Origin of the sequence: Halocynthiibacter styelae, assembly GCF_016123485.1 — a bacterium.
GTDB lineage: Bacteria > Pseudomonadota > Alphaproteobacteria > Rhodobacterales > Rhodobacteraceae > Halocynthiibacter > Halocynthiibacter styelae.
The window spans coordinates 25,916-47,867 of sequence record NZ_JADCKQ010000018.1 but is presented as its reverse complement, the minus strand read 5'-3'; the positions used below and the strand labels follow the sequence as shown (position 1 = coordinate 47,867).

General features: G+C 55.9%; 22 protein-coding genes. 17 read left to right on the top strand and 5 right to left on the bottom strand.

Going from position 1 to position 21,952, the window contains the following annotated elements:
- Positions 1 to 140: 140 nt before the first annotated feature.
- Positions 141 to 404 (bottom strand): spike base protein, RCAP_Rcc01079 family, encoded by a 264-nt coding sequence (locus tag H1D41_RS17070; RefSeq protein WP_228850060.1) that lies wholly within the window; start codon positions 402 to 404, stop codon positions 141 to 143.
- Between the two features lie 298 nt (positions 405 to 702).
- On the opposite strand from H1D41_RS17070, the gene H1D41_RS17065 reads away from it, so the two are divergent.
- From H1D41_RS17065 to H1D41_RS17040, 6 genes are all read left to right on the top strand, one after another.
- Positions 703 to 2,235, top strand: coding sequence for an acyl-CoA carboxylase subunit beta (locus H1D41_RS17065; RefSeq protein ID WP_228850059.1), 1,533 nt, complete (start codon positions 703 to 705; stop codon positions 2,233 to 2,235).
- Positions 2,236 to 2,337: 102 nt separating this feature from the next.
- Positions 2,338 to 2,754: a cupin domain-containing protein gene (locus H1D41_RS17060; RefSeq protein WP_228850058.1), complete on the top strand. Its 417-nt coding sequence runs from the start codon at positions 2,338 to 2,340 to the stop codon at positions 2,752 to 2,754.
- A complete protein-coding gene (locus tag H1D41_RS17055) occupies positions 2,751 to 3,206 on the top strand; it encodes a DUF6497 family protein (protein WP_228850057.1) in 456 nt (151 codons plus the stop codon). Before H1D41_RS17060 ends, H1D41_RS17055 begins: the two co-directional genes overlap by 4 nt.
- Before the next feature lie 496 nt (positions 3,207 to 3,702).
- Positions 3,703 to 4,068 carry a hypothetical protein gene (locus tag H1D41_RS17050; protein WP_228850056.1) on the top strand — a complete coding sequence of 122 codons (366 nt, stop codon included), beginning with the start codon at positions 3,703 to 3,705 and terminating at the stop codon, positions 4,066 to 4,068.
- Positions 4,069 to 4,152: 84 nt separating this feature from the next.
- Positions 4,153 to 4,512, top strand: coding sequence for a hypothetical protein (locus H1D41_RS17045; protein ID WP_228850055.1), 360 nt, complete (start codon positions 4,153 to 4,155; stop codon positions 4,510 to 4,512).
- Between the two features lie 127 nt (positions 4,513 to 4,639).
- Positions 4,640 to 4,840, top strand: coding sequence for a hypothetical protein (locus tag H1D41_RS17040; RefSeq protein WP_228850054.1), 201 nt, complete (start codon positions 4,640 to 4,642; stop codon positions 4,838 to 4,840).
- A gap of 52 nt (positions 4,841 to 4,892) precedes the next feature.
- Here H1D41_RS17040 and H1D41_RS17035 read toward each other — a convergent pair whose 3' ends face one another.
- Positions 4,893 to 6,026 carry a DcaP family trimeric outer membrane transporter gene (locus tag H1D41_RS17035; RefSeq protein ID WP_228850053.1) on the bottom strand — a complete coding sequence of 378 codons (1,134 nt, stop codon included), beginning with the start codon at positions 6,024 to 6,026 and terminating at the stop codon, positions 4,893 to 4,895.
- A gap of 225 nt (positions 6,027 to 6,251) precedes the next feature.
- On the opposite strand from H1D41_RS17035, the gene H1D41_RS17030 reads away from it, so the two are divergent.
- Both H1D41_RS17030 and H1D41_RS17025 read left to right on the top strand, forming a co-directional pair.
- The gene (locus H1D41_RS17030) at positions 6,252 to 8,252 is read left to right on the top strand and encodes an acetyl-CoA carboxylase biotin carboxylase subunit (protein WP_228850052.1); all 2,001 of its coding nucleotides are present in this window, start codon (positions 6,252 to 6,254) and stop codon (positions 8,250 to 8,252) included.
- Between the two features lie 380 nt (positions 8,253 to 8,632).
- A complete protein-coding gene (locus H1D41_RS17025; protein WP_228850051.1) occupies positions 8,633 to 9,847 on the top strand; it encodes a hypothetical protein in 1,215 nt (404 codons plus the stop codon).
- 22 nt (positions 9,848 to 9,869) lie between these two features.
- On the opposite strand, the gene H1D41_RS17020 is transcribed toward H1D41_RS17025, so the two are convergent.
- A complete protein-coding gene (locus H1D41_RS17020; RefSeq protein WP_228850050.1) occupies positions 9,870 to 10,313 on the bottom strand; it encodes a DUF4174 domain-containing protein in 444 nt (147 codons plus the stop codon).
- Positions 10,314 to 10,470: 157 nt separating this feature from the next.
- On the opposite strand from H1D41_RS17020, the gene H1D41_RS17015 reads away from it, so the two are divergent.
- The 9 genes from H1D41_RS17015 to H1D41_RS16975 all read left to right on the top strand — a co-directional run bounded on the left by H1D41_RS17015 (position 10,471) and on the right by H1D41_RS16975 (position 18,082).
- Positions 10,471 to 11,475, top strand: a complete 1,005-nt coding sequence (locus tag H1D41_RS17015) for a hypothetical protein (RefSeq protein WP_228850049.1) — start codon at positions 10,471 to 10,473, stop codon at positions 11,473 to 11,475.
- A complete protein-coding gene (scpA, locus tag H1D41_RS17010; protein ID WP_228850048.1) occupies positions 11,393 to 13,537 on the top strand; it encodes a methylmalonyl-CoA mutase in 2,145 nt (714 codons plus the stop codon). Before H1D41_RS17015 ends, scpA begins: the two co-directional genes overlap by 83 nt.
- A gap of 175 nt (positions 13,538 to 13,712) precedes the next feature.
- Positions 13,713 to 14,183, top strand: coding sequence for a hypothetical protein (locus H1D41_RS17005; protein ID WP_228850047.1), 471 nt, complete (start codon positions 13,713 to 13,715; stop codon positions 14,181 to 14,183).
- Positions 14,184 to 14,323: 140 nt separating this feature from the next.
- Positions 14,324 to 14,797: a hypothetical protein gene (locus tag H1D41_RS17000; protein WP_107497033.1), complete on the top strand. Its 474-nt coding sequence runs from the start codon at positions 14,324 to 14,326 to the stop codon at positions 14,795 to 14,797.
- Positions 14,798 to 14,882: 85 nt separating this feature from the next.
- Positions 14,883 to 15,494: a VOC family protein gene (locus tag H1D41_RS16995; protein WP_228850046.1), complete on the top strand. Its 612-nt coding sequence runs from the start codon at positions 14,883 to 14,885 to the stop codon at positions 15,492 to 15,494.
- Positions 15,491 to 15,967 carry a GNAT family N-acetyltransferase gene (locus tag H1D41_RS16990; RefSeq protein ID WP_228850045.1) on the top strand — a complete coding sequence of 159 codons (477 nt, stop codon included), beginning with the start codon at positions 15,491 to 15,493 and terminating at the stop codon, positions 15,965 to 15,967. The genes H1D41_RS16995 and H1D41_RS16990 overlap by 4 nt, the downstream gene beginning before the upstream one ends.
- Before the next feature lie 41 nt (positions 15,968 to 16,008).
- Complete coding sequence (locus H1D41_RS16985; RefSeq protein ID WP_228850044.1) at positions 16,009 to 16,701, top strand: molecular chaperone DjiA; 693 nt, start codon at positions 16,009 to 16,011, stop codon at positions 16,699 to 16,701.
- Positions 16,701 to 17,708, top strand: coding sequence for an endonuclease/exonuclease/phosphatase family protein (locus H1D41_RS16980; protein WP_228850043.1), 1,008 nt, complete (start codon positions 16,701 to 16,703; stop codon positions 17,706 to 17,708). The genes H1D41_RS16985 and H1D41_RS16980 overlap by 1 nt, the downstream gene beginning before the upstream one ends.
- Positions 17,709 to 17,728: 20 nt before the next feature.
- A complete protein-coding gene (locus H1D41_RS16975) occupies positions 17,729 to 18,082 on the top strand; it encodes a hypothetical protein (RefSeq protein WP_228850042.1) in 354 nt (117 codons plus the stop codon).
- On the opposite strand, the gene H1D41_RS16970 is transcribed toward H1D41_RS16975, so the two are convergent.
- Together H1D41_RS16970 and H1D41_RS16965 are read right to left on the bottom strand one after the other, a co-directional pair.
- A complete protein-coding gene (locus tag H1D41_RS16970) occupies positions 18,079 to 19,659 on the bottom strand; it encodes a Ppx/GppA family phosphatase (RefSeq protein ID WP_228850041.1) in 1,581 nt (526 codons plus the stop codon). The genes H1D41_RS16975 and H1D41_RS16970 overlap by 4 nt on opposite strands.
- 97 nt (positions 19,660 to 19,756) lie before the next feature.
- Positions 19,757 to 21,946, bottom strand: coding sequence for an RNA degradosome polyphosphate kinase (locus tag H1D41_RS16965; RefSeq protein WP_228850040.1), 2,190 nt, complete (start codon positions 21,944 to 21,946; stop codon positions 19,757 to 19,759).
- Positions 21,947 to 21,952: the final 6 nt, after the last annotated feature.

The following is a 21,952-nucleotide window of genomic DNA, read 5'->3' as shown; positions in this document are numbered from 1 at the left end:
TCTCAATACGATGTTCAAATAAAAAAACCCGCCTCAGTAGAAATACTGAGGCGGGCTTTTTTGTGCGCAGAGCGCGCTAATCATGCAGCCGATAGGCAGAAATCGAAGAACGTACTCCAAATGCGGCGCGGCGACTTGCCCTACACGACAAATCCATGAAGTCCGGACGCTGTTGTCCCGCTTGCATGAACCCGACGCGCCGCTACGGGTAGTATCGAAAAATCGCTCACAGAAACCGTCCGGACAGCCCCCGTTTCGCTGGTGAATACAATCGCGCCCCCCACTTCTGCATAAAGGCCGATGCAAATACGCGGAAGATCCGCTGCGTCATCCGGCGTTACTGGCAGCAGATCCCGTGCCGGGCCTGATAAATTCGGGCTGCGCCCTTCAAAAGGATTACTCATGGCTTCCCCACTGTTGAAGTATCTCTCTGGGAAATGTCAGTGAAAAGGCCTGGAAACCTGTTAAGCCAGCGTGCGGACTAGGTGCTTTCGAAGATTTTGCAACGCTTACAAAGAGAAACTCAGTTACTCTTAAAGTCATGTGTTCATATTTGCATATATTCATTTTCCTGGACTTAACTTGAGTGAAGTTTGCAAATTTGCTGAATTTCTCTTCCTTCTTACACTGGTTTCGCTCTAGTTTACTGAAACTATTCAACTCTGCATGTGATCGATGCGGAGCCAAAACCGGGAGCCCGTGATGAAAGATATTCTTCAGGAACTAGAAAGCCGCCGCGAAGAGGCCCGTCAGGGCGGAGGCGCGCGTCGGATTGAAAGCCAGCATAAAAAAGGCAAACTCACCGCGCGTGAACGCATTGACCTGCTGCTGGACGAAGACAGCTTTGAAGAATTCGACATGTTCGTGGCCCATCGCTGCACCGATTTCGGTATGGAAAAAGACCGCCCGGCGGGTGACGGTGTTGTCACGGGCTGGGGCACCATCAACGGCCGTATGGTCTATGTGTTCTCGCAGGATTTCACCGTGTTTGGTGGCTCTCTGTCTGAAACCCACGCGCAGAAGATCTGCAAGATCATGGATATGGCGATGCAAAACGGCGCGCCTGTGATTGGGATTAACGATTCCGGTGGCGCACGTATTCAGGAAGGTGTGGCTTCGCTTGCGGGTTATGCCGAAGTGTTCCAACGTAATATTATGGCGTCTGGTGTTGTGCCGCAGATCAGCCTTGTCATGGGCCCATGTGCCGGTGGTGCGGTGTATTCCCCTGCGATGACTGACTTTATCTTTATGGTCAAAGACAGCTCATACATGTTTGTCACCGGCCCTGACGTTGTGAAAACCGTGACCAATGAAGTTGTGACGGCGGAAGAACTGGGGGGCGCGTCTACGCACACCAGGAAATCTTCTGTCGCGGATGGCGCGTTTGAAAACGATGTGGAAGCGCTGGCCGAGGTCCGCCGTCTGGTTGACTTCCTGCCACTGAACAACCGTCAGAAACCGCCAGTGCGCCCGTTCTTTGATGATCCGGCCCGCATTGATGAAAGCCTTGATACGCTGATCCCGGATAATCCGAACACACCGTATGATATGAAGGAACTGATCACCAAGCTGGCGGATGAAGGGGATTTCTATGAGATCCAGGAAGATTTCGCCAAGAACATCCTGACCGGCTTTATCCGCCTTGAAGGTGGCACCGTGGGCGTGGTTGCAAACCAGCCGATGGTTCTGGCGGGCTGTCTTGATATTGATGCGTCCCGCAAGGCCGCGCGTTTCGTGCGTTTCTGTGATGCGTTCGAAATTCCTGTGCTGACGCTGGTGGATGTGCCGGGCTTCCTGCCGGGCACCAGCCAGGAATATGGTGGCGTGATCAAACACGGTGCGAAACTGCTGTTCGCTTATGGCGAAGCAACCGTGCCGAAAGTGACTGTGATCACCCGCAAAGCTTACGGCGGTGCCTATGACGTGATGGCGTCGAAACACCTGCGCGGCGATTTCAACTATGCCTGGCCCACAGCGGAAATCGCGGTGATGGGTGCAAAAGGTGCGACCGAGATCATCCATCGTGCTGACCTTGGCGACGCTGAGAAAATCGCACAGCACACTCAGGATTATGAAGACCGTTTCGCCAACCCGTTTGTGGCTGCGGAAAAGGGCTTTATCGACGAGGTGATCATGCCGCAATCCACCCGCAAACGCGTGGCCCGTGCCTTTGCGTCTCTGCGTGGCAAAAGCCTGCAAAACCCGTGGAAAAAACACGACAACATCCCGCTTTAACCGCTTCATCGTCGCGCAAGCGACGGTATGCACCCGCCGGCCCCATGGCGGGTGCATGCGCACCCACCCGGGCAGGCGCATACCGCCGATAAGGAACGTCATATGACCCGCCTTTACAAAAATCAGGCCTTCACAATCTGTCATGCGGATTCTGTGCCGTTTGAAGGGGCGGGATTGCGGCCGTTTTTTGAGTACCGGCAGCTGGGTATTCGTGAGGCGACGCAAGGGGCATATGGTGCCCATGTCATCCGGGCGGTGCCGGGGATGCGCAGCCCTGCGGAATGGCATTCCCATGATCTGGATCTTCAGATGGTCTATGTCACCAAAGGCTGGGTGGAATTTGAATATGAAGGCGAGGGGGCGCATATCCTGCGTGAAGGGTCCTGTGTTTTGCAGCCCCCGGGGATTCGCCATCGTCTTGTAAAGAACTCTGACGATATGGAACTGGTGGAAATCACGTCTCCGGCTGAATTTTCTACTCAACCAGAAGGCAAACCCGATGAGGTGAAAACAAAATGACGCGCTGGCTGATCATAGCGGCCGGGCTGGCCTTTTTGTTCTGGCTTTCTGCCACCGCAACCCTGCGCCTTGTTGGGCAGGGTGGTGGCGATCTCGTCAAGGGGACAGAGGTATCTGTGCCTTCCGGTCAGCGCGTCTGGTTTCTTGATCGCGACATCGGCGTCAGTGGTGATGCCGGTCAAACTGGTGGTTCTGCGCGAGTTCTGTATCGATTTGTTGCCCCACAGGTTGTTGAAAATGAATATAAATTTGATGATGTCAGTCAGGATATGCTTCATCTCTGTCAGGTCATCCTTGCGATTCATCCGGCAGATGAAGCACTGGAGTTTGAGCAAATTGTCGTGGCCCTGGCCGAACGGGAAACCACTATGGGCGAGACAAACCCGGACGTTGCAAAGTTTTTTGAAGCGTTCCGTTCAGCGGACAATACATGCGTCAGAGAGGTGTTCTGATGTTGTCATTTGTTGGGCGAAAATGGAAGAAAACCCCTTTAACTGTGGGAATTAAACCTCAACCCTGGCTGAAAAACGCCTGGAGGAAAATGCCTCTGTGTGCTTGCATTGGAAACCATGTAAAGGGTAGATTTAGTGATAGCCATCAAGGCTGCCGCTTTGAAACTTCCGGGAACCTCCCGGTATTCACTAACAGGAGATTGAAATGTCCCGTACCGTTAAAGCACTCGTTGCACTCAGCCTCGTCGCATTCGTATCTGCATGTGCAGGTCAACAGGAAGAGCCTGTTGTATACGAACCAGTTGTTGCTGAACCAGTATCCAGCAAACTGTAATTTCGTCTGGGGGTGGGCCAGCTCTGCCCCCGACACCTCTCTGACAGGTCTCGCTGCGCTCCCGCAGGGTCTGATATCCGATAACACCCCACGCAGTGTTGCCGGAAAACGTAAAATTTGCTATGCTACGGGCTCTATTTTTACGTTTCTATGGAGCAAAATATGTTTAATTCAAAAATTGCGACTGGCCTGTGTTTCTCACTTGTGGTTGTGCTGGGGGCATGTGCGCAGCAACCTGAGCCACTGCGGATTACGCCGCAACCAATCTACAATAAGCACGGCGATGTGGTCGGTTGCGAAGGTGGCGGTCAGTACGACTCGACCTCTCAGCAGGAAAATCCGTGTGAACCGCCTGAAACCGGGTGTGAATATATTCCGGGTTCCAACTATCCGTGCCTGCCACCAGAGCAGGATTGCGATCCGCAATCGAATGATGGCCATTGTTATGGTGTGCCGAACGACAAGGATAATGACCCGGATCCGCAGCAACCAACTGGTCCGACCAGCCCAACAGGGCCAATTAACTAAGCGTTTCAGCTTAACGGATTATCTTTACCGTCCGTTTGCTTTACAGGCTTTCCCCGTAACCACCACTTTGCGGGGAGAGCTTCCATGTTAAAGCACCGCGGTTTCCCGGGCCGTCTTCCGGGTACTGATTTTCAGTTTACCATCCGTCGTCCGAACAAGGGCGGCGTCACGCCACTGACTGCGCGTGAACGCTATGCCGACCGTCGCCCACCTGACCGGCGTGCGGATGCAGGATTTATCAAGGCGATTGTTGAAAACTTCGGCACTGAACCTTTTGAGCGCGGCAATCTGGATGCCGGGCGTCTGTCCTGGTTCTTTGGGCGCGAAATCATCGCCGCCGAAGATCCCTTTGATCCGGAAAGCTATGATGCGCTTCTGGTTCTGAACGAAGACCTGGCCCGCGCCAATTTCCCTGACGCTTTTGCGGAGGATGACTGGTCGTGAGCATCTTTCCGCTTTTCCCTGCGCAATATGCTGCCGGTTGTGTCGCTACGGCGCATCCGGGGTGTTGCTTTATGGGGAAGGCGGTAGGATTCCTGCTGAGAACACATATCACAGGAAGGCAGAAACCATGTCTGTTAAACATATCGCAGCAGCACTTTTCACATTCACACTTCTGGCGGGCTGTCTCGACAGTGATCTGGAACGCGGTGTCGCAGGTGCGGCTGCGGGGGCCGTTATTTCTGACGCAACTGGTGGCAGCGCCACAACAGGCGCGATCATCGGCGGGGCTGCCGGCGTCTTCTGCGACGACGTCAACATCTGTAACTGATCAGAATAATCCCGGGGGGGCACCTTTATCCCCCCGGAACCCGGGCTTTGGATCAGAAGTTAAACTGAACCGAAGCCTGAATGCGGTCAGCATCCGCAGTGCTGCCGTCAAACAATTCGCGTTCGCCGGTGAAATATTCCAGGCCGACGTTGACGTTCTCAACCGGGGCGTAGTTCACGGTGAAATGCACGGTTTCAAGGGAACGGGTGCCCGTGGCAACACCGGCGTCATCCCGACGGTAACCGTAAGCGGTGCCAAGGCTCCACTTGTCATTGATTGCATGGGTGATACCCAGGCTTGCACCTTCGGTTTCGACCGCATCATTGGTGCCGCCATCGTCATAGAAGCCGCTGCCGCCAAACTGGAAGTAGGGCGCAATGGCTTCACCGCGGGTATAGGTCGCGCTGATCAGCCCGCCATCCCAAAGCTGCGCGGTACCGCCAATGCTGGCACCCCAGGCGTCGACATCGTTGCTGCCGGTATCCAGTGTCCCGTACAGAACCGCACCGCGCAGGCTGAAGCGATCATTCGCCCAGTCAAGCGACGCAGTGGCAACCGGATCACTGCTGTCAAACACCGCATCTTCCACAGAGAAGGATGCGCTCAGGTTCTGGGCAAAGTCATGCGTGTAACGCACCTGGGTCTGACGGGCGAAGGTCAGGCCAGCCGGTCCCTGGAAATCCAGCGTGGTCGGGAAGGCGTTGAGCTGCATGAAGTTACTCCAGCTCTGACCAACCAGCCAGTTGCCCAGCGTGGCATTCGCGTGACGCAGGCGGAAGTTGCCGCCGTCGTCGCCCCCAAAGAAATCCCCTTCGATCTGAAAGCCAATGTCGCCAATACCGCTTGGGGCTGTACCACGCACGCCAAGGCGGGACTGGAGGGCATGAGCCTGGAAATTTTCATCGCTGGCGAACCCTGGGGTCAGGCTGGCAAGTCCGAATGTTGTGGTGCCAAGGTCAGCGTCCAGGTCCTGGATGAAATCGGCCTTCACATAGCCGTAAATATCAATTGTGCCGCCATTGCCAAAGCTCAGGCCGCTGGCGCGGTTGTTTTCAAGTTCAGCCAGCCGTGCGGTCAGCTCATCCACCCGGTGTTCCAGGTCTGCAGCGGTATCCGCAACAGCCGGGGCGGCGATCAGCAGGGCCAGCGCCGAGGCGGCAAGCGTGGTGTGTCTCGTCATGGTCATAAGAATGCTCCCTTCATGCGGCGCCCGGTTAGTCGGGGCCGTCAGGAATATATCGTAACTAATCGGTTCACTTTCACCTCACGAAGCGGTGCAGCACAGAACTGTGTTCGCGCCGTGAACCGACCGCCAAATCACAACAATGTGTCTGACCCTATGCCAACGCATTGTCCCATCCATTCCGGCACCCTGCGTGCCGCCTGATACCGATAGAACGAGGATCTGATCATGTTCAAAAAAATACTTATCGCCAACCGGGGTGAAATCGCCTGTCGTGTGATCAAATCTGCCCGGGCCATGGGCATTCAGACGGTTGCGATTTATTCCGATGCGGACCGCAACGCGCTGCATGTGAAAATGGCGGATGAGGCCGTGCACATCGGCCCGCCCCCTGCGAACCAGTCCTATATCGTGATCGACAAAGTGATGGATGCGATCCGCCAGACCGGTGCCGAAGCCGTGCACCCGGGTTATGGTTTCCTGTCTGAGAATTCCAAATTTGCCGAAGCCCTGGCGGCCGAAGGCGTGGCTTTTGTCGGCCCGCCAGTGGGTGCGATTGAAAAGATGGGCGACAAGATCACGTCCAAGAAAATCGCGAAAGAAGCGGGCGTATCCACTGTTCCGGGCTACATGGGCCTGATCGAGGATGCGGATGAAGCCGTTAAGATTTCGAATGAAGTTGGCTATCCGGTAATGCTGAAAGCCTCTGCCGGTGGTGGTGGTAAAGGCATGCGGATTGCCTGGAATGACGAAGAAGCCCGCGAAGGGTTCCAGTCGTCCAAGAACGAAGCTGCGAACAGCTTTGGCGATGACCGGATCTTCATCGAGAAATTCGTGACTCAACCCCGTCATATCGAAATTCAGGTGCTGTGCGACGCACATGGCAACGGCATTTATCTGGGCGAACGCGAATGTTCTATTCAGCGCCGTCAGCAAAAGGTGATTGAAGAAGCGCCAAGCCCCTTCCTGGATGAAGAAACCCGTAAACGTATGGGCGATCAGGCCGTCGCACTGGCGCAGGCGGTGGATTACGCCAGTGCGGGCACAGTGGAATTCATCGTCGATGGCGACAAGAATTTCTACTTCCTTGAGATGAACACACGTCTGCAGGTGGAACATCCTGTGACCGAAATGATCACCGGTGTTGATCTGGTTGAACAGATGATCCGGGTTGCAAATGGTGAACCGCTGACCATCAAACAGGAAGATGTGAAATTGAACGGCTGGGCGATTGAAAGCCGTCTCTATGCCGAAGATCCGTATCGCGGGTTCCTGCCGTCCATTGGCCGTCTGGTGAAATACCGTCCACCGGAAGAAGTCGTGCAGGCGGACGAAGTTGTGCGCAATGACACCGGCGTTTTCGAAGGCGGCGAAATCAGCATGTATTACGACCCGATGATCGCAAAACTGTGCACATGGGGCCCGGATCGCGCCACAGCGATTGAACATATGCGCAATGCTCTGGATGGGTTCGAGTTGGAAGGCATCGGTCATAACCTGCCGTTCCTGTCCGCCGTGATGGACCACCCGAAATTCACGTCCGGTGAAATGACCACAGCCTTTATCGAAGAAGAATACCCCGAAGGGTTTGAAGGCGTGGAACTGGATCGTGACGCGGTTCAACGCATCGCGGCCTCTGCCGCTGCCATGCACCGCGTCGCTGAAATTCGCCGTACCCGCGTGTCGGGCCGGATGAGCAACCATGAACGCAAAGTCGGCACCGAATGGGTTGTCAGCGTTCAGGGCGAAGACATCCCCGTGTCGATTGAAGCAGATCACGACGGATCTACCGTGCATTTCGATGATGGCCGCACCCATCGTGTGGCATCTGACTGGACACCGGGCGACAGCCTTGCGCGTCTGTCCGTTGACGGCAGCCCGCTGGTTCTGAAGGTCGAAAAGATCACCCAGGGGTTCCGTATCCGGTCCCGTGGTGCTGATCTGGAAGTCCGCGTGCGCAGCCCGCGTCAGGCGGAACTGGCGGCCCTGATGCCGGTCAAAGTTGCACCGGATACATCACGCCTGTTGCTGTGCCCAATGCCCGGTCTGATCGTGAACGTCGCGGTTTCCGTTGGCGATGAAGTGCATGAAGGTCAGGCGCTTTGCACCGTGGAAGCCATGAAGATGGAAAACATCCTGCGCGCCGAAAAGAAAGGCGTCGTCAGCAAAATCAACGCCGCTGCCGGTGACTCGCTTGCGGTTGATGATGTGATCCTTGAGTTCGAATAAGAAAAATGTCTGCTGAAGCTCCGATAAACAGTGCGAACAGATCTTTGCCTGCAGTGATAAGCCTCATCGCTGTGCTGCTGGTCTGGGGGCTTTTTCAGGCTGTCAGCTGGTATATTGCCGGGCAGTTCGAATATCCGCTGGATGATGTTTATATTCATCTTGCTGTTGCCGAACAAATTGTTGCAGGCGGTTATGGGGTGAACGCAGGCGAATATAGCTCAGCGGCGTCTTCCCCGCTGTACCCCTTTTTGTTGACGCCATTTGCAGGCGGGACCATGCATCGTTTCCTGCCTGCAATTATAAACCTTGGGGCGCTTATCGCATCAGCACTGCTTTGGGCGCGTTTTGTAACCCGGTGTTTTCAGGTTCCGGGTTGGCAGATGTGGGTTGTTCTGATCCTTGGCCCGATCGGGCTGAACTTTGCCGGTGTTGCCTGGGCTGGGATGGAACACGCTCTGCATGTGGCCGCGACGCTTGCAGTTCTATGTGGTATTCAAACCTATCTGCAAACCGGGCAGCTCACTTGGCTCTTGCTCTCAGGTGTACTCTTTGGACCATTGCTGCGCTTCGAGGGGCTGGCTGTGTCATTGGCTGTCGCTCTTGTCATTGTGCTTACGTCCTCAGGTAAGGGTAAACGTGGAATGTCGCGGGTGGCGGGGATCATCTGCCTTGGGATTATTCCCGTGTCATTGTTTTGCGTTTTTCTGATGCAGCTTGGCCTTAGTGCCCTGCCAAATTCAGTTCAGGCGAAGTTGGCCAATGCATCGTCACATGATGCTTTGACGACCAGTAATTTGGTTGAGGTTATTTCAAGTAAATTTGACAGGTTTCCGGCTGTTGTCCTGTTCTCTGTGCTGCTGGTTGCGATGATGATTTTTCTTTGGAACTTCCGGTCTATGCCACCGAAATTCCGGGCGATTCTGGGGGCCATGGTGTTTGCCGGCGCAGGCCATCTCGCCCTGGGGCAGTTCGGATGGCTGAACCGTTACGAAATCTATATTATGACTTTCGTAGTGGGGCTGTTCATTTTGTTCGTAACCGAAAAATATGCCGCACGTCCTGCAATCGCGTTCTTCCTGATTGTGTCGCCGTTACTTGCAAGTGGCTATTATTATAGTCTGACGAACCAACTGCTTGCCTTCTCGTCCAGGGTCGTTGCAATGCAGCAAAAGCAGATGGCGCGTTTTGTGGATGAATTTTATCAAAACCCAGTCGCAGTGAATGATCTTGGGTATGTATCATGGCAGAACCCACATTATGTCCTGGATCTCTGGGGGCTCGCGTCTGCGCAGGCGCTTAGCATTCGCCAAAGCAATCCCGCTGCGGGTTGGGCCGTGCCACTTCTGGCAGACAATAGCGTGGAACTTGCAATGCTCTACAAAGACTGGCTCCATAATGCTGTCGGGCCGGATTGGGTGGAGCTGGGAGACCTGGTTATAGATGGTCCGTTGGGAGTCGTGGGGAATGCCAACGTAACGTTCTACGCAACAACTGAAGAAGCTGCGGTGCGGTTGCATGTGATGCTTTCTGATTACGCACGAACGTTGCCCGATGGGGTTGAGTTCCGGTTTTCTCAGCAGAGTGAGCAACCATGACAGCTTTTTCCGAACCTCTGCACTATTCTCTTCTGTCGCGGACTTCCTGCTGGCGCAGCGGGATTTTGTCGATGGATCGGCTGATTTCGCGCACGTCCCAGGCAAAGGGTTTGCGCAGGCGGATGACGCCGTCTTTGCCGATCAACACCATCATGAACCCACGCGGGCGCAATTCCTCGCGCCATTCGGATGCGCCTGCCGGGTCTGCGTCGGTGATCACCACGACATCGCGTTCCAGAAGGGCTTCTGCGCCATCTTCCAGCTTGGACAACTGGTCTGCAAAACGCGGATCAAGCGGGCTGTCGGCAAAGACAACAATCAGCCGTGCCTGCCAGAGAAATTCTTCTGCGATCACATCCGCGGCCTCCAGGAAAGCCAGTTCCGGGATGTCCTCTGTCGCCTCCTGCGCAAATACGGGCAGGGCCAGACTAAGACAGGCGGCAAGGGCACAAAGGCATTTTTTCATCAATAACTCCTCTCTTTCAGAGATAGCGTTTTACGCGCCGATTGCGAGGAAAAAACTGAAACCTCTTCCAGAAACCACCAGGTTTAACCCTTCTGAAACACCTGCCGTGCCAGTCTGTGCGATGGGGCGTGATGGCCAGGGAACAGGTGCCCGGGCTATGGATATGGTCGGGGTGGGCCTGATGGAACTGGTTCTGCATCTCGGGGCGCATTGCTCCGGGCATTTGGGTTTTCAAAAATTTCTGGCGGCGAATACTGCCGCACTGTCACAGGAAGGTATTGCAACTGCGCTGCCAGCACAAACGAAAGGCGGCATGCTGGCCGGCCTGATGGTCGCGCAGGGGCATGAAACCCCGCTGACAGATCACGCCGCGCACCGCTCCGCCGGGCTGATGCGTCTGCATCTGGCGGATCTTACACGCCAGGACATGCAGTTGCTTTTACTGTCTGAACCGGGCCTTCTGGGCAATGTGGCGCTGAACCTGACAAGCGGGCAGCTTTATCCCGATGCCGCATGGCGTCTTGCCCGTATGCGCAATACATTTGAACGCAGTGTTACCCGTATCTGTCTGACCATCCGCAGTTATGAATGCTGGTGGATGCAACAACTGGCCGCAGGCATGTTTCAGGGCCACGCCCTTCCGACAGAGGCGCAGCTTGACAGGCTGGTCACCCAGCCCCGTCGCTGGCGTCACCTGGCGCAGGAATTGCGCGATGCCTTCCCTGCCGCAGAAATCCTGATCCTGCCACATGAAGCCCTGTCCGATCAGCACCCGCGCATGCTGGCCTTGCTGACCGGGGCCATTCTTGCTGACCCGGTAACAGATTTCACAACGCCTGCCGATATCGCCGGTGACCTGGCGCAGCTTGTTGCAGACAGGGATGAGGATCCGGGCACATATGCAGGCCAACTCCATAAGGGCGGCACATGGATGCCTTTCCCCAATTTCCACCGCGAGGTGCTGCAGGACGCCTATCGCGAAGACCTGACTTGGCTGCGCGGCCAGGCCGACAACAACATCACATTGATTGAAAATACCGGGGCACACCCCGGACAGGAAGACGAAAGAGGACACAACGATGGTTTCAAAGAAGAACGTGCCGCTGCCCGAAACATGGGCGACCCGGGCAGAGAAAGAACTGCGGGGGCGTCCGCTGGATGATCTGACCTGGAACACGCTCGAAGGGATCGACGTCAAGCCTTACTATGACGCCGCTGATCTGGACGGTATGGATCACCTGAATTCTACCGCTGGCCACGCGCCGTTCACACGCGGTGTGAAATCCACCATGTACGCAGGCCGCCCCTGGACCATCCGCCAATATGCTGGTTTTTCAACCGCTGAGGAAAGCAACGCGTTCTACCGCAAAGCCCTTGCCGCTGGTCAGCAGGGTGTATCCGTGGCCTTCGATCTGGCAACACACCGCGGCTATGACAGTGACCATGAACGCGTGGTTGGTGATGTGGGCAAGGCCGGCGTTGCGATTGACTCGGTTGAGGATATGAAAATCCTCTTTGACGGTATCCCGCTTGATAAAGTCTCTGTTTCCATGACGATGAACGGCGCTGTGATCCCAATCCTCGCAAACTTCATTGTCACCGGCGAAGAACAGGGCCACGACAGATCCCTGCTGGCAGGCACCATTCAGAACGACATTCTGAAAGAATTCATGGTGCGCAACACCTATATCTACCCGCCTGAACCCTCCATGCGGATCATCTCTGACATCATCGAATATACGTCCAATGAGATGCCTAAGTTCAACTCAATCTCGATTTCCGGCTATCACATGCAGGAAGCGGGCGCGAACCTCGTGCAGGAACTTGCGTACACGCTTGCGGATGGTCGTGAATATGTGCGTGCCGCGATCAATGCGGGCATGGATGTCGATAAATTCGCAGGTCGCCTCAGCTTCTTCTTCGCCATTGGCATGAACTTCTTCATGGAGGCCTCCAAGCTGCGCGCCGCCCGTCTGCTCTGGCATCGTGTGATGCAGGAATTCGAACCAAAGCTCGAAAAATCCTCCATGCTGCGTACTCACTGCCAGACATCCGGCGTGTCTCTGCAGGAACAGGATCCCTATAACAACGTTGTGCGCACGGCATATGAGGCCATGGCGGCGGCGCTGGGCGGCACACAGTCCCTGCACACCAATGCATTGGACGAAGCCATTGCCCTGCCCACCGATTTCTCTGCCCGGATCGCACGCAACACGCAGCTGATCCTGCAGGAAGAAACGGGCATCACCAATGTCGTCGATCCGCTGGCCGGTTCTTACTATGTCGAAAGCCTGACCGCTGAACTGGTCGACAAAGCCTGGGCCCTGATGGAAGAGGTCGAGGAAATGGGTGGCATGACCAAAGCCGTGGCCTCCGGTATGCCGAAACTGCGCATTGAAGAATCTGCGGCCCGGCGTCAGGCCAATATCGACCGCGGTGACGAAGTCATTGTGGGCGTGAACAAATACCGCCTTGAGAAAGAAGACGCGATCGATATTCTTGATGTCGACAACGTCGCCGTGCGCGAAGCTCAGGTCGCACGTCTGACCAGCATCCGCGATACGCGGGATGCAGCGGCCTGTGAAGGCGCCCTTGCGGCGCTTGAACAGGGGGCTTCTTCCGGCAATGGCAACCTTCTGGCGCTCGCTGTCGAAGCCGCCCGCGCCCGTGCTTCTGTCGGTGAAATCAGCATGGCAATGGAAAAGGCCTTTGGCCGTCACAAAGCAGAGGTAAAAACATTGGCTGGCGTTTATGGCTCCGCCTATGAGGGCGATGAAGGCTTTGCAAAGATCCAGAAATCGGTTGAGGACTTCGCAACTGAAGAAGGCCGCCGCCCGCGTATGCTGGTTGTGAAAATGGGCCAGGACGGCCATGATCGTGGTGCCAAAGTCATCGCCACCGCTTTCGCAGATATCGGCTTTGACGTCGACGTTGGCCCACTTTTCCAGACACCGGATGAAGCTGCGCAGGACGCCATCGACAATGATGTGCATATCGTTGGCATTTCTTCCCAGGCGGCAGGTCACAAAACCCTTGCCCCAAAGCTGATCGAAGAATTGAAAGCCCAGGGTGCGGAAGACATCATCGTGATCTGCGGCGGTGTGATCCCGCAACAGGATTATGATTACCTTTATAAGGCAGGGGTGAAAGCTATCTTTGGCCCGGGGACCAATATCCCGGACGCAGCCGAAGACATCCTGAAAATCCTGCGTGGCATGCGCTGATATCAAATGACACCCAGGTCATTGACCGGGGCAGATCTGTTATTCACGAAAAAACACAAAAGGCGGGGCAGAAAAAGAACGGTCTCGCCTTTGATTTGTCTTAGTGTGATGGCAGACATGCGACGGCACGGAAGGGGCGGGGTTGCCCCTTCCTGGATTATATTCGGAGACCAAAATGAAACTGTTTTTTGCATCACTCTTTATGATGCTTTCTGCTACTGTTGCCAGTGCCTGCCCTGATTACACCCGCTGGGGCTCAGAGATTAATATCACCGGGGAACAACTTTACTCACCACGCCAGTTTTCTGTGGTTGCAGGTGGGGACCAGAACCTGGAGAACTGCAAAATCGATGCAGCGAACTGGGGCGGGTCTCTGACCGGCCATGTGATTTCCGCGCCAGATTATTCTATCAGCATCAGTGGTGTGTCCGGCTATGATCTGGAATTCCGCGTGATTGGCACCTGTGACACGGTTCTGTTGATCAACAACGCCCATGGCACATGGTTCTATGACGATGACAGCTACGGCGATGGCGATCCTAAGATCCGCCTGAACAATCCTGGCTCAGATGGTGTTTATGATGTCTGGATCGGCACCTTCAATGGTGCAGCCTGTGATGCGACGCTGATTGTTGAAAGCTTCTGATATATGAACCGGATCGGGGGCAATTGTCCCCGATCTGACCATTTAGGCAGGCTGTTTGTCTGCAAATTAATTTTGCCAAACGGTATTTCTGCGCTACGCTTACCCTGGGGAAACAATATCTGTTGTCGAAGGAGGCTATTATGCGCCATTTTTTATATTCTCTGTTTTTTGTTATTCTTGCCGGAGGCGCTCAGGCCTGTCCGGATTATCAGCTCTGGGGAAATGAGCGGTACGAACTGACCGGCCGTCAGCTCTACAGCCCGGTTTCTATTAATGTCGTTGCCGGTGGTCAGTATAACCTGTCCAATTGTGGTTTACGGGCGCGCAACTGGTCCGGGCCGATGCCGGGTTATGTGATTGGCCGCCCGGATTTCTCACTGACCATCAATGGAATCAAAGGCTATCAGCTGGAATTCCGCGTCGTCAGCCAGTGTGATTCAACCTTGCTGATCAACACTGCCGGTGTGAACTGGTATTTTGACGATGACGACAACGGCAATGCGGATCCGAAAATTCGCCTGACCCGCCCGGCGGGTGATGGGATCTATGACGTCTGGATTGGTACATTCGACGGTAGCCAGTGTAACGCACAGCTGATCGTCGAAACCTTCTGATCGCTGAAATAAATCGCAAAAGCGGGCGCGGGGCATTGATCTTCGCGCCCGCTTTTGCGTTTCTGGGGGCGAGGGAGAGCAGCATATGTTTACATTTGATCACATCGCCATCGCGGCGGAAAATCTGACAGAAGGCGTTCAGTATTTTGAGGACAGCCTGGGCGTGAAAATGGCCCCCGGCGGTGAACATGTGCTGATGAGCACCCATAACCGTCTGCTGGGTCTCAAGGACGGGCTTTACCTCGAAGTGATCGCCATCAACCCGGATACCCCTGATCCCGGTCGCCCGCGTTGGTTCGACCTCGATAACTTCCGGGGTGCGCCGCGCATCACCAACTGGATCCTGCGTTGTGATGATATTACCGACACAATCGCGACACTGCCGATCAAAGCGGGGGAGCCCGTGGCCTTGTCCCGTGGGGATCTGCGCTGGCAGATGGCCGTGCCTGCGGATGGTAAGCTGCCCTACGACAATATGGCTCCAGCCCTGATCGAATGGGAGGGGGAGGCCCACCCGGCCAAACGCCTGCCGCAATCCGGCGTCCGCATGACAGGTTTTGACATTCAACACCCGGAAGCTCAGGCTCTGAAAACGCTCTTCGGCACGACAGAAGGCCCCGCGCTGAATTTCCACACGGGTGATGCCCGCTTCACAGCCCATTTTGAAACCCTGCATGGCCCCAGGTCCCTGTCATGACAATCCGCCCGGCCATCCCGGATGACATTCCCCGGATTGCAGCGATCTGGAATGCCGAAATCCGCAATGGCACCGCGACCTTTACGACAGATGAAAAGTCCGAAGCCGATTTGCTGACCCGCATACAGGGCGATGATCCCTTCCTGACCCTTCTTGAGGGCGAAAAGCTCACCGGTTTCGCCTGTGCGGGCGATTTCCGCGCGGGGCCGGGCTATGCGCATTCAAAAGAAATCACGATTTACCTTGCCCCCGCCCATCACGGCAAAGGTCTGGGGCGTGCCCTTATCGCGGCCCTGGAACTTGAACTGAAAGCGCTGGGCACCCATCTGATGGTGGCGGCCATTTCCGGGACGAACTCGGGCGCACTGGCGTTTCACAATGCCGTGGGCTTCAACCCCGGCGGGATCCTGCCACAAGCGGGCCGCAAACACGGAAACTGGCTTGATCTTCACCTTTTGTTCAAGCACCTCTGATCACACGGGACATTCCCCGCGTTTGCCGTTAGGATTGTGGCATGAGCATCTGGAACCGCATAAGTGACGCGCTTTCTGCGCTGGCTTCGGGGGAATCCCTGTCAGAAGTCTTTGAAAAGCTGCGTTCCACGCCGGAACGCTCAGTCGCGTTTACAATCGCGGTGATCGCCCTTGGCGCGAAAATGGCCAAGGCAGATGGCCAGGTGACGCGCGACGAAGTCACAGCTTTCCGCGAAGTTTTTCAGATCAGCGCCGAAGATGAAATTCAAGCCGCCCGTGTCTTCAACCTTGCACGCCAGGATGTGGCGGGGTTTGAAACCTACGCCGAACGGATCGCCAATATGTTTGACGAACATGACGGGCGGATCTGTTTCCTGATGGAAGGCTTGTTTCATATCGCAATGGCCGACGGTGAATATCACCCGAAGGAAGATGATTTTCTGGCCCGGGTTGCGGATATTTTTGGCATGGATGAAATGATGTTTCGGTCCCTGCGTACGCGTTTCGTGCCGGATACCACGCCAAACCCCTATGATGTTCTGGGCGTGACGACAGACACCCCCATGGATGAAGTCCGCAAAAAATGGCGCAACCTCGTACGTGATATGCATCCGGACCGCGTCATTGCCCGGGGCCTGCCCCAGGAAGCCGTGAAACTCGCAGAAACCCGGCTGGTCGCGATTAATCAGGCCTGGGAAGAAATCCGGTCTCTGAAACAGCCAGAGCCCGCCTGATGCGTGTCGCGACATGGAACGTTGAATGGTTCAACAGTCTCTTTGATGATGAAGGTCAGCCGCTTGTAACCGGTGACTGGTCTTCGCGCTGGAATGTGAAGCGCAGTGATCAGATCGCAGCCATCGTACATGTTTTGCGCGCAATTGATGCCGATGCCCTGATGGTGATCGAAGCCCCGGATACCAGCCGCAAACGTGACAGTGCAACGGCCCTGCGCAACCTTGCGAAAAAGTACAACCTGCGCCTTTCCGATGCGGTCACGGGTTTTGCCAATGACACGCAGCAGGAAATCACCCTGATGTTTGATCCGTCAAAACTGACGGCCGTGCACGATCCGCGCGGTGGCAATGGGGCATCGCCACGTTTTGATCAATCCTTCCACATGGATCTTGATCTGGATGCGCGTCCCGATGACGTCGTCTTTTCCAAACCGCCGCTGGAACTTGCTGTGAAAACGAAATCAGGTACGGATCTGCGCCTGATTGGGGTGCATGCCAAATCCAAAGCCCCCCATGGTGCGCGCAATGACGAACAGGCGCGCAGAATTTCGATCGAAAACCGCCGCAAGCAACTGGCGCAATGTGCCTGGGTGCGTGCGCGGGTGGAAGAACATCTGACAGCTGGGGAAGAAATCATTGTACTGGGCGATTTCAACGATGGTCCTGGCCTGGATGAATTTGAAAAGCTCTTTGGTCGGTCCGGTGTTGAAATTGTCCTGGGCGAAAATGGCAACAACTGCCTGTTTGATCCGCATGCTCGCATGGCCCTGTCCCGCCGTGGTATTGCCATTCCGACGACCTCACGTTTCTTCATTCGTGACGAAAACCGCTTCCTGTCAGCCCTGCTGGATTACATCATGATTTCCGCGGGCCTGCGCCGCAAAAATCCCCGCTGGCGCATCTGGCATCCCTTTGATGATGGCGCGGCTTATAATGATCCGAAACTGCGCGAATCTCTGCTCACGGCCTCTGATCACTTCCCGGTCACGCTGGATATTACGCTCTGACCCTTAAAGAATCACGCCTCATGCCCTATATTAAGGGCATGAAACAGATCGCCACCCTGGGGCTTATTGCAGCCCTCGCAACCGCCCCTCTCGCCACATTGGCCGAGGATCAGCCGCCCACTGAAGAAGGCTTCAGCCTGATGGGAGAGGGCGCGCAACTGCTTTTGCGCGGGCTTCTTGAGGAAATGTCACCGGCACTGGAAGACCTTGAAGGGCTTGCAGAAAACATGGGTCCGGCCATGGAAGAACTGCGCGGCATGATCGGGGATTTCTCGGCTTATGAGCTGCCGGAAGTTCTGCCAAACGGTGACATTATCATCCGACGAAAAACCCCGTTGGAAGATCCGCTGGAGCCAGGCGAAACTGAACTCTAGGCCTCCGCCCGAACCGATTTCTTCCGCTTCAGTCGCGCGTCCGCATCCAGAGATTTCGCCAGCGACTGGAACCGTGATTCCGCGACTTCGCCAAACAACGCATCGCCTTCTTTTGTCAGTGCCAGTTCAAGCTGCTTCTTCTGTGGGAACAGCTTCAACGCGGCCACGTCATTGGGTTTATTGACTGAGAACATTGCGCCAAAACGCATGGCTTTCCCCAAAATTTCTGCATCGCGAATTTCTTTTTCCGTCAGCATATCAAACAGTTCTTCGAACCGCGTTCCATCACGGCTGTTCTTATAGCGATGCAGCAGAGACAGGCCCAGGAACACACGTTCGCGGTGGCGCAACCCGCCCAGATTGGCACGTGTTGCGTTGTCAAAACAGACCTCAGCCCGGAAATCCGGATGCGCGCGCCAGGTGACATCATGCAGCAGGCAGGCCGCTTTGATCAGACGCTGGCGGTCGGCATTGGCGGATTTAAACAGCGGGCTGACAAATTCATACAGCGCCTTGCCAAACCCCGGCATGCGCGCGTCTTTCACTTCGGCAAAACGGCAGGCTTCAATCAGCGGATCCCGTTTGCGCAGACGATCGGGCATCTGTTCATACAGCATCCCTTCCCGGATCCCGTAGGAGGACACAGCAATATCCACCGGCTTAAACGTGCGCACCAGCTGTTTCAGAACACGACTGGCTTCCGGGACAAGGATCATCCGGGCTTCCGACGTGCCGGTGCGGGCGCGCAGTTCTTCCAGATCGTTTTCTTCAATCCATTTTACCGTATCCATCACGGATTTCGGCGTCATGCGGTATTCGTGCAGAACCGTCAGAGGATAGCCACGTCGTTCCATATCCAGCCGTGCAATCGCCCGCCAGGACCCGCCGACAAGGTAAAGACGTTCATAGTCCCCGGGCATCGCATCGCGCAATTCTTCCACGCCGTCTTTAATATGCGCCTTCAGGCCCTTCTTGCCGCCACGCACAGCCTTCAGGTTTTGTGGACCCAGGGCAGAGGTAATCGCGCGTCCGACTTCGCCCTCGGAAACCTCCGCAAGCTCCATGGAAGAACCACCAATATCACAGACAAGCCCCCGCGCCGTTGGCCAGCCCAAAAGCACCCCCTGGGCAGACAGGCGGGCTTCTTCCAGGCCGTCAATCACATGGATGTTCAGACCGGTTTCGCGCAGGACTTCGGTACAGAAATCAAGGCCATCGGTGGCCTCACGCACCGCAGCGGTCGCAACCGCTGTCAGTTGTTCCAGCCCCATACCACGCGCCAGTTCCTGAAACCGCCGGATCGCAGACAAAGCCCGCGCACGCCCGGTGACAGACAGCTTGCCTGTCTGGGGCAGATCCGCACCCAGGGCACACATGATTTTTTCGTTAAAGAAATAGGCGGGGGATCGCGCCGCGCCGTCAAACACCACCAGCCGGACAGAGTTCGATCCAACATCGACAACGCCAACACGGGACAGGCTGCGGACGGCGGGATCTTCAAACAACGGGCGGCCAAACAGGCCCCAGTCATCATGCAAGTCACTGTCGCCGCGGGTGGTCATCTTCTTACGGGTCATAGGTGTTCCGGTGTTACTGGTACGGGCAGGTCACGGGGATGTTATGCACCACCATGACGACTGCTCTGATTCAGGTCAAATAGTGTCAGTCGCCGCTTTAATCGTCGTGGCTGTGTGTCAGTTGTGGCACATCCGATGCCCCCGCCGATCCGCGCCCGGACAAGGACGGGTTTTCCATGAAAAAACGGTGGCAGTTGAACGGGCGGGCATCTGGTGCAAAGTCAGGCCGGATGAAACTGCCATCGGGTGCCATGACCCAGCTTTGTGCTTCATCGGCCAGGTTCGCGGCCATCACCTGGTTCATAACCTGGGCTTTCACCGTGGCATTGGTGATTTCAATCAGGGTTTCCACGCGACGGTTCAGGTTGCGCCCCATCCAGTCCGCGCTTGAGATATAAACACGCGCCTTTTTGTTCGGCAGGCCCACGCCATTGCCAAAACAGACAATGCGGGAATGTTCCAGGAACCGCCCGACAATGGATTTCACGCGGATATTGTCAGACAGGCCTTTGATACCAGGCCGCAAGCCACAGATCCCGCGAATGACCAGGCTGATCTTCACCCCGTCACGGCTGGCGGCGTAAAGCGCGTCAATCACCTCGGGATCAATCAGGGAATTCATCTTTGCCCAGATCTCTGCCGGTTTGCCAGCACGGGCGAATTCTGCCTCACGCGCGATCATTTCCAGCAGACGCGGTTTCAGGGTCAGCGGCGAAATCGCAAGATTTTCCAGGGCCTGGGGCTGGGCATAGCCCGACAGGTAATTGAACACCCGCGTCGCATCGCGACCAAGTTTTGCGTCACAGGTGAAAAGGCTGACGTCTGTGTAAATCCGCGCGGTGATCGGGTGATAATTGCCGGTGCCGTAATGGGTGTAGGTCACCAGACGGTCGCCTTCGCGGCGCACAACAGTGGAAATCTTGGCGTGGGTTTTCAGATCAAGGAAACCATACACCACATGCGCCCCGGCCCGTTCCAGGCGGCGGGACTGACGGATGTTGGCGGCTTCGTCAAAGCGGGCTTTCAGCTCGACCAGGGCGGTGACAGATTTGCCATCTTCCGCTGCTTCACACAGCGCGCTGACGATGGGCGAGTTCTTGGACGTGCGATACAGCGTCTGTTTGATCGCCACCACATCCGGGTCGCGCGCGGCCTGTTGCAGGAACCGCACCACCATATCAAAGGTCTCATAGGGATGATGCAGCAGCATATCTTTCTGCTGGATCGCCGCAAACATATCGCCATCATGGTCTTGTACCCGTTCCGGCACACGCGGGGTGAACACGGGCCACAGCAGATCAGGGCGCTGATCCAGCACAAGTTCCGACAGATCCGCAAGGCCGATCATTCCGTCAATTTCCACCAGATCCGCCTCTGTCGCGGGCAGCTCTTCCATGATCATCCGGCGCAACCCCTTCGGCGCACCCGTGGAAAGTTTCATCCGGATCACCTGGCCACGGCGACGGCGTTTCAGGGCGACCTCAAATTCGCGGACCAGATCTTCGGCTTCTTCCTCGACTTCAAGATCGCTGTCCCGCAACACCCGGAAAGCGCAAGACCCTTTGACCTTATAACCCGGGAAAAGCTGTTCAATATGCAGCAGCAGATGCTCTTCCAGCGGCAGGAAACGGGTGCATGTGTCCGTCGATGGCAGCGCCACGAACCGGTCAATCTGATGCGGCACTGGCAGAAGCGCCTGCAGGGGGCGTTTGTCTGATTTACGTTCCAATTGCAGCGCCAACGCAAATCCCGCGTTGGGGATAAACGGAAACGGATGTGCCGGGTCAATCGCCAGCGGTGAAAGCACCGGGAACACGTCATTCAGGAAATGATCATCCAGATAAGCCAGGTCATCTTCCGTCAGCCCACCCGCCTTCAGCAGATGAATGCCCGCGTCTTCCATCTCGCCGCGCAGCACATCCCAGGTGTCCTGTTGCCGTTCCATCAGTGTGCGCGCATCGGCGTTGATCAGTCCCAGCTGTTCCTGGGGTGTCAAGCCATCCGCAGCCGGTGTCATATTCCCGGCCTGGGCCAGTTCCCGCAGACCCGCCACACGCACGGTGTAAAATTCATCCAGGTTCGTCGCGGAAATCGACAGAAACCGCAGCCGTTCCAGCAGGGGCACCCGGGGATTGCAGGCCTCTTCCAGCACGCGCCAGTTAAACGCCAGCCAGGACAATTCGCGATTAAAGAACCGTTTGGGTCCGCTACGGTCTTCTTCAGGAAGATCAACAGGGGCAGGGAAGGGCGCTTTCAGGAAGTCGCTGGCGTGAACAATATCAGTCATAGGAAC

Excerpts from the sequence above, each read along its gene's own strand:
- H1D41_RS17070 (WP_228850060.1), bottom strand. The coding sequence starts at position 404 with ATGAGTAATCCTTTTGAAGGGCGCAGCCCGAATTTATCAGGCCCGGCA.
- H1D41_RS17065 (WP_228850059.1), top strand. The coding sequence starts at position 703 with ATGAAAGATATTCTTCAGGAACTAGAAAGCCGCCGCGAAGAGGCCCGT.
- H1D41_RS17060 (WP_228850058.1), top strand. The coding sequence starts at position 2,338 with ATGACCCGCCTTTACAAAAATCAGGCCTTCACAATCTGTCATGCGGAT.
- H1D41_RS17055 (WP_228850057.1), top strand. The coding sequence starts at position 2,751 with ATGACGCGCTGGCTGATCATAGCGGCCGGGCTGGCCTTTTTGTTCTGG.
- H1D41_RS17050 (WP_228850056.1), top strand. The coding sequence starts at position 3,703 with ATGTTTAATTCAAAAATTGCGACTGGCCTGTGTTTCTCACTTGTGGTT.
- H1D41_RS17045 (WP_228850055.1), top strand. The coding sequence starts at position 4,153 with ATGTTAAAGCACCGCGGTTTCCCGGGCCGTCTTCCGGGTACTGATTTT.
- H1D41_RS17040 (WP_228850054.1), top strand. The coding sequence starts at position 4,640 with ATGTCTGTTAAACATATCGCAGCAGCACTTTTCACATTCACACTTCTG.
- H1D41_RS17035 (WP_228850053.1), bottom strand. The coding sequence starts at position 6,026 with ATGACCATGACGAGACACACCACGCTTGCCGCCTCGGCGCTGGCCCTG.
- H1D41_RS17030 (WP_228850052.1), top strand. The coding sequence starts at position 6,252 with ATGTTCAAAAAAATACTTATCGCCAACCGGGGTGAAATCGCCTGTCGT.
- H1D41_RS17025 (WP_228850051.1), top strand. The coding sequence starts at position 8,633 with ATGTGGGTTGTTCTGATCCTTGGCCCGATCGGGCTGAACTTTGCCGGT.
- H1D41_RS17020 (WP_228850050.1), bottom strand. The coding sequence starts at position 10,313 with ATGAAAAAATGCCTTTGTGCCCTTGCCGCCTGTCTTAGTCTGGCCCTG.
- H1D41_RS17015 (WP_228850049.1), top strand. The coding sequence starts at position 10,471 with ATGGATATGGTCGGGGTGGGCCTGATGGAACTGGTTCTGCATCTCGGG.
- scpA (WP_228850048.1), top strand. The coding sequence starts at position 11,393 with ATGGTTTCAAAGAAGAACGTGCCGCTGCCCGAAACATGGGCGACCCGG.
- H1D41_RS17005 (WP_228850047.1), top strand. The coding sequence starts at position 13,713 with ATGAAACTGTTTTTTGCATCACTCTTTATGATGCTTTCTGCTACTGTT.
- H1D41_RS17000 (WP_107497033.1), top strand. The coding sequence starts at position 14,324 with ATGCGCCATTTTTTATATTCTCTGTTTTTTGTTATTCTTGCCGGAGGC.
- H1D41_RS16995 (WP_228850046.1), top strand. The coding sequence starts at position 14,883 with ATGTTTACATTTGATCACATCGCCATCGCGGCGGAAAATCTGACAGAA.
- H1D41_RS16990 (WP_228850045.1), top strand. The coding sequence starts at position 15,491 with ATGACAATCCGCCCGGCCATCCCGGATGACATTCCCCGGATTGCAGCG.
- H1D41_RS16985 (WP_228850044.1), top strand. The coding sequence starts at position 16,009 with ATGAGCATCTGGAACCGCATAAGTGACGCGCTTTCTGCGCTGGCTTCG.
- H1D41_RS16980 (WP_228850043.1), top strand. The coding sequence starts at position 16,701 with ATGCGTGTCGCGACATGGAACGTTGAATGGTTCAACAGTCTCTTTGAT.
- H1D41_RS16975 (WP_228850042.1), top strand. The coding sequence starts at position 17,729 with ATGCCCTATATTAAGGGCATGAAACAGATCGCCACCCTGGGGCTTATT.
- H1D41_RS16970 (WP_228850041.1), bottom strand. The coding sequence starts at position 19,659 with ATGACCCGTAAGAAGATGACCACCCGCGGCGACAGTGACTTGCATGAT.
- H1D41_RS16965 (WP_228850040.1), bottom strand. The coding sequence starts at position 21,946 with ATGACTGATATTGTTCACGCCAGCGACTTCCTGAAAGCGCCCTTCCCT.